The 12,810-nt window shown below is 67.6% G+C and carries 14 protein-coding genes; 8 read left to right on the top strand and 6 right to left on the bottom strand.

Annotated elements, in window-relative coordinates:
• Positions 1-24: 24 nt before the first annotated feature.
• On the top strand, positions 25-1,146 hold the full coding sequence (locus BVE01S_RS15095) for a Rieske 2Fe-2S domain-containing protein (RefSeq protein ID WP_066629302.1): 1,122 nt from the start codon (positions 25-27) through the stop codon (positions 1,144-1,146).
• Between the two features lie 45 nt (positions 1,147-1,191).
• Here the strand turns inward: BVE01S_RS15095 and BVE01S_RS15100 are convergent, their stop codons facing one another.
• Positions 1,192-2,208 carry an adenosine kinase gene (locus BVE01S_RS15100; protein WP_066629304.1) on the bottom strand — a complete coding sequence of 339 codons (1,017 nt, stop codon included), beginning with the start codon at positions 2,206-2,208 and terminating at the stop codon, positions 1,192-1,194.
• A gap of 92 nt (positions 2,209-2,300) precedes the next feature.
• Between BVE01S_RS15100 and BVE01S_RS15105 the strand changes: the two genes are divergently transcribed.
• On the top strand, positions 2,301-3,173 hold the full coding sequence (locus tag BVE01S_RS15105) for an ATP-grasp domain-containing protein (protein WP_066629307.1): 873 nt from the start codon (positions 2,301-2,303) through the stop codon (positions 3,171-3,173).
• A gap of 39 nt (positions 3,174-3,212) precedes the next feature.
• On the opposite strand, the gene BVE01S_RS17420 is transcribed toward BVE01S_RS15105, so the two are convergent.
• Together BVE01S_RS17420 and BVE01S_RS15110 are read right to left on the bottom strand one after the other, a co-directional pair.
• On the bottom strand, positions 3,213-3,536 hold the full coding sequence (locus BVE01S_RS17420; RefSeq protein WP_306301769.1) for a hypothetical protein: 324 nt from the start codon (positions 3,534-3,536) through the stop codon (positions 3,213-3,215).
• Positions 3,537-3,551: 15 nt separating this feature from the next.
• The gene (locus tag BVE01S_RS15110) at positions 3,552-4,676 is read right to left on the bottom strand and encodes a methyl-accepting chemotaxis protein (RefSeq protein WP_306301770.1); all 1,125 of its coding nucleotides are present in this window, start codon (positions 4,674-4,676) and stop codon (positions 3,552-3,554) included.
• Between the two features lie 229 nt (positions 4,677-4,905).
• Here BVE01S_RS15110 and BVE01S_RS15115 point away from each other — a divergent pair, with 229 nt between their 5' ends.
• On the top strand, positions 4,906-5,394 hold the full coding sequence (locus BVE01S_RS15115; protein ID WP_066629310.1) for a MarR family winged helix-turn-helix transcriptional regulator: 489 nt from the start codon (positions 4,906-4,908) through the stop codon (positions 5,392-5,394).
• Here BVE01S_RS15115 and nth read toward each other — a convergent pair.
• The gene (gene nth / locus BVE01S_RS15120) at positions 5,391-6,134 is read right to left on the bottom strand and encodes an endonuclease III (protein ID WP_066629313.1); all 744 of its coding nucleotides are present in this window, start codon (positions 6,132-6,134) and stop codon (positions 5,391-5,393) included. The two genes, BVE01S_RS15115 and nth, sit on opposite strands and share 4 nt — an antisense overlap.
• Entirely contained in the window at positions 6,131-7,462 is a 1,332-nt protein-coding gene (locus BVE01S_RS15125; protein ID WP_066629316.1) for a flavin monoamine oxidase family protein, read from the bottom strand. Before BVE01S_RS15125 ends, nth begins: the two co-directional genes overlap by 4 nt.
• A gap of 121 nt (positions 7,463-7,583) precedes the next feature.
• Here BVE01S_RS15125 and BVE01S_RS15130 point away from each other — a divergent pair, with 121 nt between their 5' ends.
• The 5 genes from BVE01S_RS15130 to BVE01S_RS15150 all read left to right on the top strand — a co-directional run bounded on the left by BVE01S_RS15130 (position 7,584) and on the right by BVE01S_RS15150 (position 12,181).
• Positions 7,584-8,669 (top strand): HlyD family secretion protein, encoded by a 1,086-nt coding sequence (locus BVE01S_RS15130; protein WP_055754526.1) that lies wholly within the window; start codon positions 7,584-7,586, stop codon positions 8,667-8,669.
• Complete coding sequence (locus BVE01S_RS15135) at positions 8,666-10,276, top strand: DHA2 family efflux MFS transporter permease subunit (RefSeq protein WP_066629318.1); 1,611 nt, start codon at positions 8,666-8,668, stop codon at positions 10,274-10,276. The genes BVE01S_RS15130 and BVE01S_RS15135 overlap by 4 nt, the downstream gene beginning before the upstream one ends.
• The gene (locus tag BVE01S_RS15140; protein WP_055754528.1) at positions 10,276-10,893 is read left to right on the top strand and encodes a TetR/AcrR family transcriptional regulator; all 618 of its coding nucleotides are present in this window, start codon (positions 10,276-10,278) and stop codon (positions 10,891-10,893) included. The genes BVE01S_RS15135 and BVE01S_RS15140 overlap by 1 nt, the downstream gene beginning before the upstream one ends.
• Positions 10,894-10,940: 47 nt before the next feature.
• Positions 10,941-11,714, top strand: coding sequence for a creatininase family protein (locus tag BVE01S_RS15145; protein WP_066629320.1), 774 nt, complete (start codon positions 10,941-10,943; stop codon positions 11,712-11,714).
• A 146-nt stretch (positions 11,715-11,860) separates the two neighbouring features.
• Positions 11,861-12,181 (top strand): phasin family protein, encoded by a 321-nt coding sequence (locus BVE01S_RS15150; protein WP_240612045.1) that lies wholly within the window; start codon positions 11,861-11,863, stop codon positions 12,179-12,181.
• Here the strand turns inward: BVE01S_RS15150 and BVE01S_RS15155 are convergent.
• Complete coding sequence (locus BVE01S_RS15155; protein ID WP_066629323.1) at positions 12,178-12,792, bottom strand: MarR family winged helix-turn-helix transcriptional regulator; 615 nt, start codon at positions 12,790-12,792, stop codon at positions 12,178-12,180. The two genes, BVE01S_RS15150 and BVE01S_RS15155, sit on opposite strands and share 4 nt — an antisense overlap.
• Positions 12,793-12,810: the final 18 nt, after the last annotated feature.

The raw sequence follows: 12,810 nt of genomic DNA on the forward strand, positions 1-12,810 counted from the left end.
GTCAGCCGCTGTTAAACAGCGCAGATGACCGTCGCTCCTGTGCCACCGCCCCAAGCCGAATCCGCCCCGTCCAAGGCGGGCGCGCAGCCGTTCGGCAAGGGGTTCGTCACCGACGCCTGGTATTTCGTCGCCCTGGGCCGCGACGTCGCCCCGGCCAGCCTAAAACGCTATGAGATCATGGGCGAGCCGGTGCTGATCGGCCGCACCCGCGCAGGCCAAGTCTATGCGATGCGCGACATCTGTCCCCACCGCGCCGCGCCTCTGTCGGCCGGCAAGCTGGTCGAAAAGCCCGGCGAGGGCGAGACGGTCGAATGCCCCTATCACGGCTGGCGTTTCCGGCCCGACGGCGTCTGCGCCGCCATTCCTTCGCTGGTCGAGGATCAGGCGTTCGAGGCGAACCGCATCCGCGTGCGGTCCTATCCGGTGCGCGAGAGCCAAGGGATCGTCTTCGTCTGGATGGCGTCGGACGCCCGCAATCCGATGGAGCCGGACCACGAGCCGCCTGTCTTCCCCGGCGTGGTCGGCGGCGAGGCCAAGCTGGTCGAGGCGATGGATTTCGACAGCCATATCGACCACGCCGTCGTCGGCCTGATGGACCCCGCCCACGGCCCCTACGTCCACCAGCAATGGTGGTGGCGGTCCGAGCATTCGATGCACGAAAAGTCCAAGGCCTTCGCCCCGACCGCGTTCGGCTGGGCCATGGTGCGCCACGCCCCATCGTCCAACAGCCGCCTCTACAAGATCCTGGGCGGCGCGCCCGCGACCGAAATCACCTTCCGCCTGCCGGGCTTCCGCTGGGAGCATATTCAGGTGGGCGAAAAACAGGTCCTGGCCCTGACCTGCCTGACGCCAATCACCGACACGAAGACGCGGATCACCCAGATCTTCTGGTCCGACCACTGGGTGTTCGACCTGGCCAAGCCCTTCCTGCGGATGGGGGTGGTGGCCTTCCTGAAACAGGACGGCGGCATGGTGAACCTGCAGAACGAGGGCCTGCGCTACGACCCTGCCCTGATCTGGATCGACGACGCCGACAAACAGGCCAAATGGTATCAGCAGCTGAAGCGCGAATGGGCCAAGAGCCGCGCTGAGGACCGGCCGTTCGCGAACCCGATCCAGCCTGTGACGCTGAGGTGGAAGAGCTGAAGACGAACGTCTCCTCCCCACCGCGTGGGGAGGAGACACTGGGTCTTACAGCTTCAGCCCGTTCTCCTTGGCCAGGTCGACCAGCTTCACCATCGGGCGCGGGCCCCAATGGGCGATGACTTCCGACGCCGCCAGCGAGCCCAGCTTGCCGGCCTCTTCGAGCGTCAGGCCGCGCGCGAGGCCCAGCAGGAAGCCAGCGGCGTACTGGTCGCCGGCGCCGGTGGTGTCGATCACCTTGGCGACGGGATAGGCGTCGACCACGACGCGCTCGTCGCCCTTGATCACGACCGAGCCATGCTCGCCGCGGGTCACGGCGGCGATCTCGACGATGGCGGCCAGTTGCGCGGCGGCGGCGTCGAAGTCTTCGGTCTCGAACAGGGCGCCCAGTTCGGCCTCGTTGGCCAGGACGATATCGGCCGACTGTTCGATGAAGCTCAGCAGTTCGGCGCGCCAGCGGGCGACGACGAAGGTGTCCGACAGGGTGATGGCGACCTTGCGGCCCGCCTTGTGCGCGGCGGCGGCGGCGCGTTCGAAGGCGGCGCGGGCGGGCGCCGGATCGAACAGATAGCCTTCCAGATAGACGATCTCGCTGGCGCCGATCAGGGCCTCGTCGATGTCGTCGGCATACAGCTGGTTCGCGGCCCCCAAGAAGGTCGCCATGGTGCGCGCCCCGTCGGACAGCACATTGATCAGGCAGCGACCGGTGCCGAAGCCCTGGTCGGCCCCGCCCGTCAGGACCGGGGTGTCGAAGTGAACGCCGGCGGCGCGGATGTCGTGGCTGAAGACCTGGCCCAGCGTATCGTCGGCGACCTTGCCGATATAGGCCGCGCGGCCGCCGAACGAGCCGACGCCCGCCACGGTGTTGCCTGCCGAACCGCCCGAGGCCTCTACGCCCGGCGCCATGGCGTCATACAGGGCGGCGCTGCGTTCGGCGTCGACCAGCTGCATGGAGTTGGGCGCCAGGTCCTGGGCCGTCAGGAAGGCGGCGTCGCAGGGGCTGAGGACATCGACGATGGCGTTGCCGACGGCGCAGACGTCATATTGGGCGGTGTTCTGGGTCATGGTCGCGCCTTAGCCGGTCAACGCCCGCACGTCACCCGAAATCATATAAGGAAGCCCTTATATGCTCCGCGTCGCTTCGGTATGAGGACCGCATGACCCAGATCGCCGTCCTGACTCCCGACCCCGCCGACAAGACCTATGTTGGCCGCTGGCCCGAGGTGCTGGACCGGTTGAAGGCGACGCTGGAGAGCACGGGCACGACGGTCACGGCAACGCCTTGGACCGATCATGTCGAGGACGCGTCGGGCCTTGGGGCCTATGACCTGATCCTGCCGGTCATCGCCTGGGGCTATCACCGCGATCATGGCCGCTGGCTGAAGGCTTGCGCGACGTGGAGCGCGGCCGGCCTGGCGGTCGCCAATCCCGCCGAGGTGCTGCGCTGGAACTCGGACAAGGCCTATCTGGCGCGGCTGGCTGACAAGGGCGTGCCGATTCCGCCGACGCGCTGGACCGACGGCGTGATCCAGGATCAGGTAGACGCCGCCTTCGCAGAGACCGGCGCGCCAGTGCTGATCGTGAAGCCGACCGTCTCGGCCGGGGCGTTTCGCACCCTGCGCCTGATGCCAGGCGAGGTGTTGAGCGATGCGCCCGAGGGTGCGGCGATGATCCAACCCTATCTGAAGTCGATCGAGACCGAGGGCGAAACCTCGCTGCTGTTCTTCGGCGGCCGGTTCAGCCATGCGGTCAACAAGCGGCCCGTGGCCGGCGACTTCCGCATCCAGGTGCAGTTCGGCGGCCTGTATAGGGCCGTGACGCCGGACGCGGCGGCCATGGCCTTGGCGCAACAGGTGCTGGCCGCCATCGACGAACCGCTGCTCTATGCCCGCATCGACATGGCCCGCGACGACGCCGGCCGATGGGTGCTGATGGAGGCCGAACTGATCGAACCGGACTTCTACCTGGACCACGACCCCGCAAACGGCGCCGGCTTCGCCGAGGCTGTCATGGCGCGGCTGGAGGCCTAGGCCGCCTGGCGCTGAATCGCGCCCAACCGAGCCTGGAGCTCAGAACTCTTCCCAGTCCGACTGAACGGTGGCCACAGCGGCCCGCCCGCCGCCGCCGGCCGCCATGCGGGCGCGCGCAGGGGCGGCGTGGGCGCGGGCGAAACTTTCGACCCGCGCTTTCATCTGCTGGATGGGAGCCTTGTGGATCGGCGACGGAGCCGCCGCGACCTGGCTGGTCTCGAAGCGGCCGACCAGTTCGGCCAGTTCGGCAGCCTCGCGGCTCAGGCACAGGCTCGCGGCGGTCGACTGCTCGACCATGGCCGCGTTCTGCTGGGTGACCTGATCCATCTGGTTCACGGCGGTGTTGACCTCGGCCAGACCCACCGCCTGCTCCTGGGTCTAGGCGCGGATCTCGCTCATCAGGGTCGTGATCTCTTCGATCCGCCCCGCAATGCCGGTCAGGGCCTCGCCCGACTGACGCACCAGAACCACCCCGTCCTTGACTTGGCTGGAACTGGCCGAGATCAGCGTCTTGATCTCCTTGGCCGATTCCGCCGAACGCTGGGCCAGGGCCCGCACTTCGGACGCGACGACGGCGAAGCCACGACCGGCCTCGCCCGCACGGGCGGCCTCGACCCCGGCGTTCAGCGCCAGGAGATTGGTCTGGAAGGCGATCTCGTCGATCACGCCGATGATCTGGCTAATCTGATCGGACGAGCGTTCGATCTCGCCCATGGCCGCGACAGCCTTCTGGACGACCACGCCGCCGCTTTCGGCCTGGCTCCGACCCTGAGTGACCACACCGTCCGCCGCCTGGGCGTTCTCGGCGGTTTTGCGCACCGTCGCGGTGATCTGATCCAGCGCGGCGGCGGTTTCCTCCAGGCTGGCGGCCTGTTGTTCGGTGCGACGCGACAGGTCTTCGGCGGCGCTGCTGATCTCATGCGCGCCCGACTGCATCGATCCGGCATTGACGCCGATCACGCCGACAGCCTCGTCCAGAGCGGCCATGGCCTGGTTGAAGTTCTCACGCAGGACGGCGTAGTCGCCGGGGAAGTCTTCCTCAATACGATAGGACAGATCGCCCTCCGCCATGGCCGACAGGCCCTTGGCTGTGCCCGCAACGACGGCGGCCTGGACCTGGGCGGCCTCGCGCTCGATCTCAGCGCGCCGTTCGCGTTCTTCCTCGACCGCGGTGACGTCCATGGCGAACTTGACGACCTTGTAGGGGCGGCCTTCCTTATCAAGGATGGGATTGTAGCTCGCTTCAATCACGACGCGCTTGCCGCCCTTGCCATAGCGGACGAACTTGTCGGCGACGAACTCGCCGGCGTTCAATCGACGCCAGAACTCGACATAGGCGGGCGTCTGCGCCTCCGCCGGATCGACGAACATCCGGTGATGGCGTCCGACGATCTCGCCGAGATCGTAACCGATGACCGAGAGGAAGTTTCGGTTGGCGTCCCGGACGGTTCCGTCGAGGTCGAACTGGATCACAGCTTGCGAGCGATCAACAGCCGCCAGCATGCTTTGCAACTCTACAAGCTTGCTGTCGTCCTGAGGTTTACCGAAAACGCGCATCTCTTTGGCTTCCCTATAGATTTCTGAAGCTTCATCCCACACAACCTCTTTAAGATGCTTGTCTCTCTGGTTAGCACGCTAATGCTCAACTTGAGCGAGTATACAGCTCACGTCTTGCGTTCACATCTATTGAAATGAGTAAGATCGGAGCCGTCTTCGGCTCTACGAGGACGCCTTGCCAAACACCGGAATAGAGCCGCGCAGTCTTCAGCGCGAGAAGTTGCAGCTTAAGGTCGCCCTGCAGGTCATGGTGACCGCACGGCGATGGAAATTATGGATGGCCGAAATGTTCCGGGGCGTCGGGCATACAGGCGCGCCGATCGTCGTCCTGTATCATCTGGCCGACCAGCCCAAAGGCCTCACGCTTTCTGAATTGTCGATCAGAATGGAGCTCTCTGGCGCTTCCTTGACGCGATTGGTCCAGAGGCTCGAACGCGACGGCCTCGTCAGTCGCCATCGCTTGATCGGTGATGGGCGGTCATGGCTGATCGTCATGGAACCGGCGGGCCGCGCGGAGATGGAAACGTTCGAAGTCCATGCTGCGGCCATGCGTCAGGCCGTGTTCGAGGGCATTTCAGAAGATGACCTGGTGACAACGCTCAGTGTGCTGCACGCGGTGGCGGCGAAACTGACGCATGGACAGGACGCGCCAAGCCGAGTTTAGCCCGTCTCGCCCAGCCCCATCAGGCCCGCCCGCGAGGGGCACAGGTCGGCGATGATGCAGGACGGGCATTTGGGCTTTCGCGCGGTGCAGGTGTAGCGGCCGTGCAGGATCAGCCAGTGGTGCGCCTTGGGCAGCCAGTCCTCCGGCACAACCTTGAACAGCTGGGCCTCGACCTTGTCCGGCGTCCCGGCATTGGCCAAGCCCAGCCGATGCGAGACGCGAAAGACGTGGGTGTCCACGGCGATGGCCGCCTCGATCCCAAGCTCGTTCAGGACCACCGAGGCCGTCTTGCGACCCACGCCGGTCAGGGCCTGAAGATCGGCGCGGTTCAGCGGGACCTCGCCGCCATGCTGCTCCAGCACGATGCGGCTCAGCGCGATGACGTTCCGCGCCTTGCCGCGATAAAGGCCGATGGAGGCGATGTAGGGGATCAGCCCCTCCTCGCCGAGGGCCAGCATCTTCTCCGGCGTGTCCGCGACCTTGAACAGCCGCTCGGTCGCCTTGTTGACCGAGACGTCCGTGGCCTGGGCCGACAGGGCGACGGCGACGACGAGGGTGAAGGGATTGGAGAAATCCAGCTCGGTCTTGGGCTCCGGCATGACGCTGGACAGGCGTTCGAAGATCGCCTCGACACGGTCCTCATTTGGCGGCCAGCGCAGCACGGGAATGGCCGCCCCGGTCATCACGGCCGGGCGTTTGACAGGCTTGGCGGCGGGCTTTTTGGCCTTGGCGGGCTTCATGCCTCGCTGTCGTCCTCGGGGCGACGCGGGTCAAGACCCAGGCCCTTGAGCGCTTGGGCCGTCAGGGCGGCGTCGGCGGCGCGCTCGCCCTCCAGCCAGGCGCCGTGGGCCGTGCCGTAATAGACCGGCGCCGTCGCCTCGCCGGCCAGGAAGATTCGGTCCTCGACCGACGTGCGCAGCTTGGACCGATCCGCTGCGTGGCCCGGCAGGGCATGGGAATAGGCGCCGCGCGACCAGGGATCGACGCCCCAGCCGCTGACCGAGACCGCCTCCAGCCGCCGACGCATGTCCGACCCCAGGGCCGCGACCAGTTCGGACACGGCGAAGTCGAACAGGGCGGCCGGCCCCTGCGCCTCCAGCCCCCAAGCCAGGTCGGCCCCGAAATAGGCCTCGATCATCGGCCGGCCGAACGGCCGCAGGTGATAGCCGCCGGTCTCGGCCGTATCGGTGCGGGTCCACAGCTGGGTGTCGGGCTGGAAATCGCCGGCGCCGCGCACCGTCATGTGCACCTTGGACGCCAGGCCCAGCGGCACGCCCGCCGTCGCCTCGAGCAGGGCCGGAACCGGCGGATCGATGCGGATCGTCTCGCTGGCGATCAGGCTGTTGGGCACGGTCAGGATGACGATCCGCGCGGTCAGCTCGCCGCGATTGGTCTCCAGCCGCAACACCGGTTCGGAACGGTCGATGCGGCTGACGGCGCAGTCGGTGACCGTGATGGACGAAACAGCCTCGCCCAGCCGAGCGATCAGCCGACCATAGCCTTCCCGCACCCGCCAGTTCACGCCGGTGTCGCCATAGGCGTCGTAATCGAGGCTGGACACCTCGGCAAACCGCGCGCCGTTCAGGGCGCCGGAGATGGCGTCCATGCGCGGGTTCCAGCGACAGTCGGGATCGAAGAAGTCCGACGCCGGGCGATCCTCACCCACACCCGAGCGGACGAGGGCCGCCGCCTCGCTCACCCGCTGGTCGAAGGCGGCGAAGGCCTCGCCGAACGCGGCCTGATCCGCGCGGGTCATCTCGTGATCGAAGGCCTGGGTGCGCCAGGGCGGCGGCGTCTGGTCCAGCGTCAGCCCCTCGGCCTCGACCCGTCCGGCCAGCACATTGTCGTCTGCCGAATGCAGCCAGCCGCAGCCCATGTCCAACCCTTCGCCCTCGGCCCGAACCGTCCAGGCGCGCCCACCGATCCGGTTGCGGGCCTCCAGCATCAGAACCGACAGGCCGGGCCGCATCAGCCGGCGAGCCGCGGCGATGCCGGCGGAGCCTGCGCCGATCACCACGACATCGACCTGGGACGGCAGCGGCTGGGAGGCGGAGATGCGGGCGTTCATGGCGTCAGGACATACACGAAAACCGGTCGTGATCGGCGCCGTCCCGATCGCCTATTGATTTTTGGACAGCGGGGTCCATTTTAGCGCCGCTTCAAAACGCCGCACCTCCCCCGGATTTTCCATGTCGCCTGAACTTAAGAAACGCCTGCCGCTGTTCGCGGCCGCCCTCGTCGGCCTGGCCCTGATCGTGGGCGGCATCGTCTGGTGGGTGAACGGCCAGCGTTGGGAAAGCACCGACAACGCCTTCGTCCAGGCCGACACCACTTTGGTTAGCCCGCAACTGTCCGGCCGGGTCACCGAGGTTTTGGTGGGCGACAACCAGCGGGTCGCGGCGGGCCAGATCCTGGTCAAGCTGGACGACTCCGACCAGAAGGCTCAGCTCGCTCAGGCCGAGGCCAATCTGGCCGCCGCCATCGCTGCCGTCGGCCATGTCGACGCCCAGGCCGAGCAGGAACAGGCCACCATCGCCGCCCGCGCCGCCTCCGTCGCCCAGGCCAACGCCCAGGCCGGCCTGGCCCGCGCCGAGGTCGATCGTTACGGCAAGCTGGCCGAACAGGGCTGGGTCTCGCAACAGCGCATCCAGACCGAGCGCGCCTCGGCCGCCACCGCCGCCGCCAGCGTCCAGCAGGCCCAGGCCGCCCTGGTCGCCGAACAACGCACCGCCGGGGTTCTGGGCTCGACCCGCCAGCAGAGCGTCGCCGCTGTCGAACAGGCCCGCGCCGTCGTCGATCAGGCTCGCATCGCGCTGGAGCGCACCGTCATCCGCGCTCCGGTCGCCGGCGTCGTCGGCGCCCGCAGCGTGCGGCCGGGCCAGTATGTCAACGCCGGCACGCAACTGCTGTCGGTCGTGCCCCTGACAAACACCTACATCGTCGCCAACTTCAAGGAGACGCAGCTGGACAAGGTGCGCCTGGGTCAGAGCGTCGAGATTTCCGCCGATGCCTTCCCCGGCCGCAAGATCGAGGGCCGCGTGGACAGCTTCGCCCCCGCCACCGGGTCTGAGTTCGCCCTGATCCCGGTCGAGAACGCCACCGGCAACTTCACCAAGATCACCCAGCGCGTGCCGGTCCGCATTGTCGTCAGCGGCGCAGACCGCAGCCTGGCCCTGCGTCCGGGCCTGTCGGTGGACGTCAAGATCGACCTGAAGAGCCAGGGCGGCCAGAGCTTCGCCGAAGCCGCCACGACGACCGGAGCCGCAGGCCAGTGACCGCCGCCAACCCCGCCGCAAAGGGCGGGGCCCCCGTCGCGCAAAGGGGTCCCGTCGCCGGCCATCCCGAAATCAACTGGACCATGCTGTTGCTGGGCTTCGCTGGCATGGTGGTGGGCCAGTTCATGGCCATTCTGGACATCCAGATCGTCGCGGCGTCCCTGCCCCAGATTCAGGCGGGGGTCGGCGCCTCGGCTGACGAGATCAGCTGGATCCAGACCGCCTATCTGATCCCCGAGGTGGTGATGATCCCTCTGTCGGGCTTCCTGTCGCGGCTGTGGGGGACGCAGCGGCTGTTTCTGGTCTCCTGCGCCGGTTTCGTGCTGATGAGCATCGCCACAGGTCTGTCGTCGTCGATCGACATGATGATCCTGTTCCGGGCCATCCAAGGCTTTGTGGGCGGGGCCATGATCCCGACCGTCTTCGCCGTCGCCTTCACCGCCTTTCCGCCTGACAAGCGCGTCACCGCCAGCGTCGTCATGGGGCTGATCGTCACCTTGGCGCCGACCGTCGGGCCCACGCTGGGCGGGCACCTGACGGAGTGGCTGAGCTGGCGCTGGCTGTTCTTCATCAACGTGGGGCCGGGCCTGCTGGTGCTGTTCCTGGTCGGGCGCTACGGCAACTTCGACAAGGGCGACCCGTCGCTGGCCAAGGGCTTCGACTGGTGGGGCCTGGGCCTGATGGCCGCCTTTCTGATGTCGATGCAGTTCGTGCTGGAAGAGGGCGCCAAGAACGACTGGTTCGACGACACCCACATCCTGTTGCTGACCGTCGTGGCGGCAGTCGCCGGTCCGATCTTCATCTGGCGGTCCCTGACCTATCGCCAGCCGATCGTGGAGCTGCGCGCCTTTGGCAATCGCAACTTCCTGGTCGGGTTCATCATGACCTTCATCGTCGGTTTCGCCCTGTTCGGCGGCACCTTCCTTCTGCCGCTCTTCCTGGGCCGCGTGCTCGGCTATTCGTCGTCAGAGGTCGGCACCACCATGGTCGTGTCGGGCCTAGCCATGTTCGCCACCGGCCCCTTTGCTGGACGACTGGTGCGCAAGCTGGATGCGCGGGTGCTGATGTTCGGCGGCTTCATGCTGTGCGCCTGGGGCATGTGGGAGGCGCGCGTCGTCACCGATGACTGGGGCTTCTGGAACTTCGCCTCGGTCCAGGCTTTCCGCGGCGTCGGCGTTATGCTGGCCATGATCGCGTCCCAGCAGGTGACGATGGCGACCCTGCCGCCGCACATGGTCAAGAACGCCTCGGGGCTGGTCAACCTGTCGCGCAACGTCGGGGGCGCATTCGGCCTGGCGATCCTGAACACCAGCCTGACGTCCAACACCGCCCTGCACATGAGCGAACTGACCAGCGCCATCGGTCAGGGCGACCAGGCGATGCGCAACATGATGGCCGGCATGGCGTATCGGTTCGCCGGCTCCATCGATCCGGCCGCCTCGGCGATGAAGGCCATCTATGGGATGTTGCAGAAACAGGCGACGACGATGGCGTTCGGCGACGCCTTCGCCCTGCTGGCCATCCTGTGCGCGGGCGCGGCCTTCGTCACCCTGGCCGCCCAGCCGGTGAAGGCCCAGGCTGGCGCGCCGCCCTCGGACGTCCACTGATGGCGCGCCGTCGCGGACAGGTCGATGAACGAAAGAGCGAGGCGATCCTGGACGCCGCCGCGACCCTGTTCGCCGACAAGGGGCTGCAGGCCAAGATGGACGAGATCGCCAAACTGGCCGGCGTCTCCAAACAGACGGTCTATAACCGCTTCGCCTCCAAGCTGGAGATCGCCCAGGCCCTGGCGTCAAAGCGGGTCGAGGACATCGTTGCCCCCCTGCGCGGCGCCGGCGATCCGCAGACGGTGCTGGAGACCCTGGCCCTGACGCTGCTGAACCGGGTGTGCAGTGGCGACAAGGTCGGCTCGATGCGCGGTGTCGCCCTGGTCTCGGTCGAGGCGCCTGATATCGCCCACGCCATCTATGAGGCCGGGCCGCGTCGCAGCCTGCGCGAACTGGGCGCCTGGCTGGCGGAACAGACGCGGCTGGGCCGGATGAGCGTCGCCGATCCGGAAGAGGCGGCCGAGATGTTTGCCGGCCTTGTGCTGGGCCACGGCCATCTGCGCGCCATGCTGGACGTGCCGCAGCTGGAGGCCGACAAACGCGCAGGCCGCGCCAGAGAGGCCGCGCGCATCTTCATGGCCGCCCATCCGCCCGCCACGGCCGCCAAGACTTCCTGAGCCCGGCGCGCTACAGTCGTTCCACCCTGTCGCTTGAGACCGCCTTCATGCTGATCCACCTGTCATCCTGGCCCGAAATCGATGCGCGACTGAACGACGGCGGTCCGCTGTCCAGAACGGTGATCGTGCCCATCGGCTCCAACGAGCAGCACGGACCGACGGGGCTTCTGGGCACCGACTGGCTGTGCCCGGAGATCATCGCCCATGCGGCCGAAAAGACCGACGCCAACCTGATCGTGGCCCCGACCTTCAACATCGGCATGGCCCAGCATCACCTGGCTTTCGCCGGCACCATCAGCCTGCGCCCCTCGACCTTCATGGCCGCGATCACGGACTGGGTGTCGTCCTTGAGCCGTCACGGATTCGAGCGGATTTACTTCCTGAACGGCCACGGCGGCAACGTCGCCACCATCGAGGCGACGATCTCGGAGATCTACGCCGAGTGGAGCTTCGTCGAGGACAGCCCGCCCTTCATCCTGAAGCTGAAGAACTGGTGGGACCTGCCCGGCGTCCATGGCCTGTGCAACCGCCTGTTTCCGACCGGCCATGGCATGCATGCCACCCCGTCCGAGATCGCGGTGACGCAGGCCGCCTATCCCGAGCGGATCAAGACCGCCGACTACAGCCCGCAGATCGCGCCGAACGGGCCGATCCGCGACGCCCTGGACTATCGCGCCCGCTTCCCCGACGGCCGGATCGGCTCGGACCCGGCCCAGGCCAGCCCCGAGAAGGGCCAACAGATCATCGACGCGGCGGTCCCCGCCCTGTTGAGCGACATCGCGGCGTTCGCCGCAGAGACCCAGCCGGGAGCGTCGCTCTGACCCGCAAAACCCCCACAGCCGCCAGCGCAGCCGTCGTCGGCGCCGAGATTCTGGCCGCGTCGGCCGAGGTGATCGCGGCCCGCACCGGGCTGATGGCGCAGGGCCTGACCAGCGCCAAGGGGCAGGACTTAAAGGAGCTGTCGCTGATGAGCTCCGAGAAAACCGAGGCGATGTCCGCCTCCGCCGACGCCATGGCCGCCAGCGCCGGGGCCATCGGTCAGCGGCTGGGGCGTGTGGCGATGGACGAAAGCGCCCATGCGCTGCGGGCGGCGGCGGCTGTGACCCAGGCCCGCACCCCGGCCCAGGCGGCCGAGGCCCAGTTCAGCTATGCCATGGGCTGGTGGAGTCGGGCGGCGGCCCAGGCCATCACCCTGAACGGCGAACTGCTGAAGGCCCAGGCCGAGGCGCTGGCGCCGATTCACAAGACGGCGACCGCCAACGCCAAACGGCTGCGCAAGACGCGCTAGGCCGGCTCCACCAGCTTCAACTTTGGCTTCTTGATCTTTGCGGGCTTGGCCGGACGGTCGGCCTTTTTGGCGGCCTTCTCGGCCTTCCGGGCTTCCTTCTCGACCGCCTTCAACGCCTTCTTGGCGGCCTTGGCCTCGGCCTTTGCGGCGTCGGGAGCGGCGTCGGCGGCGGCGGCCAGATCGGCCAGCTGATTGAGGAAGGTTTCGCGCTGGCCCTTGGGCAGCAGGGCCATGATCCGCTTGTCGGCGGCCTCGACCAGCGGCCGCGCGGATTCCAGACGGGCGGCGCCCTCAGCCGACAGACGCACCGCCTTGGCGCGCGCGTCCAGGGTCGAGCGTTCCCGCTCCAGAAGGCCCTTGCTGGTCATGCGCGTGACCAGATCGGCCAGGGTCGAGCGGTCGATGCCGGTCATCCGCACCAGTTCAGTCTGGGTCAGGCCGGCCTTGAGCGACACCGCCTCCAGCACCGCGAACTGGCGCTGGGTCAGGCCGTCGGCGCCGGTCTCCTCGGCATAGATGTCGAGCGCCAGCTGCAGTGCGCGGTGCATCAGGTGGCTGGGCGAGGTGGCCAGGGGCCCGACCTTCCTTACCGCTTTTCCCGCCTTCACCATCGCGCCGCTCCCCTGAAG

The sequence above is a fragment of the Brevundimonas vesicularis NBRC 12165 genome, from assembly GCF_001592205.1.
Taxonomy (GTDB): Bacteria; Pseudomonadota; Alphaproteobacteria; order Caulobacterales; family Caulobacteraceae; genus Brevundimonas; species Brevundimonas vesicularis.

Excerpts from the sequence above, each read along its gene's own strand:
- BVE01S_RS15105 (WP_066629307.1), top strand. The coding sequence starts at position 2,301 with ATGACCCAGATCGCCGTCCTGACTCCCGACCCCGCCGACAAGACCTAT.
- BVE01S_RS15155 (WP_066629323.1), bottom strand. The coding sequence starts at position 12,792 with ATGGTGAAGGCGGGAAAAGCGGTAAGGAAGGTCGGGCCCCTGGCCACC.
- BVE01S_RS15130 (WP_055754526.1), top strand. The coding sequence starts at position 7,584 with ATGTCGCCTGAACTTAAGAAACGCCTGCCGCTGTTCGCGGCCGCCCTC.
- BVE01S_RS15140 (WP_055754528.1), top strand. The coding sequence starts at position 10,276 with ATGGCGCGCCGTCGCGGACAGGTCGATGAACGAAAGAGCGAGGCGATC.
- BVE01S_RS15100 (WP_066629304.1), bottom strand. The coding sequence starts at position 2,208 with ATGACCCAGAACACCGCCCAATATGACGTCTGCGCCGTCGGCAACGCC.
- BVE01S_RS15125 (WP_066629316.1), bottom strand. The coding sequence starts at position 7,462 with ATGAACGCCCGCATCTCCGCCTCCCAGCCGCTGCCGTCCCAGGTCGAT.
- nth (WP_066629313.1), bottom strand. The coding sequence starts at position 6,134 with ATGAAGCCCGCCAAGGCCAAAAAGCCCGCCGCCAAGCCTGTCAAACGC.
- BVE01S_RS15095 (WP_066629302.1), top strand. The coding sequence starts at position 25 with ATGACCGTCGCTCCTGTGCCACCGCCCCAAGCCGAATCCGCCCCGTCC.
- BVE01S_RS15145 (WP_066629320.1), top strand. The coding sequence starts at position 10,941 with ATGCTGATCCACCTGTCATCCTGGCCCGAAATCGATGCGCGACTGAAC.
- BVE01S_RS15150 (WP_240612045.1), top strand. The coding sequence starts at position 11,861 with ATGAGCTCCGAGAAAACCGAGGCGATGTCCGCCTCCGCCGACGCCATG.
- BVE01S_RS15110 (WP_306301770.1), bottom strand. The coding sequence starts at position 4,676 with ATGCTGGCGGCTGTTGATCGCTCGCAAGCTGTGATCCAGTTCGACCTC.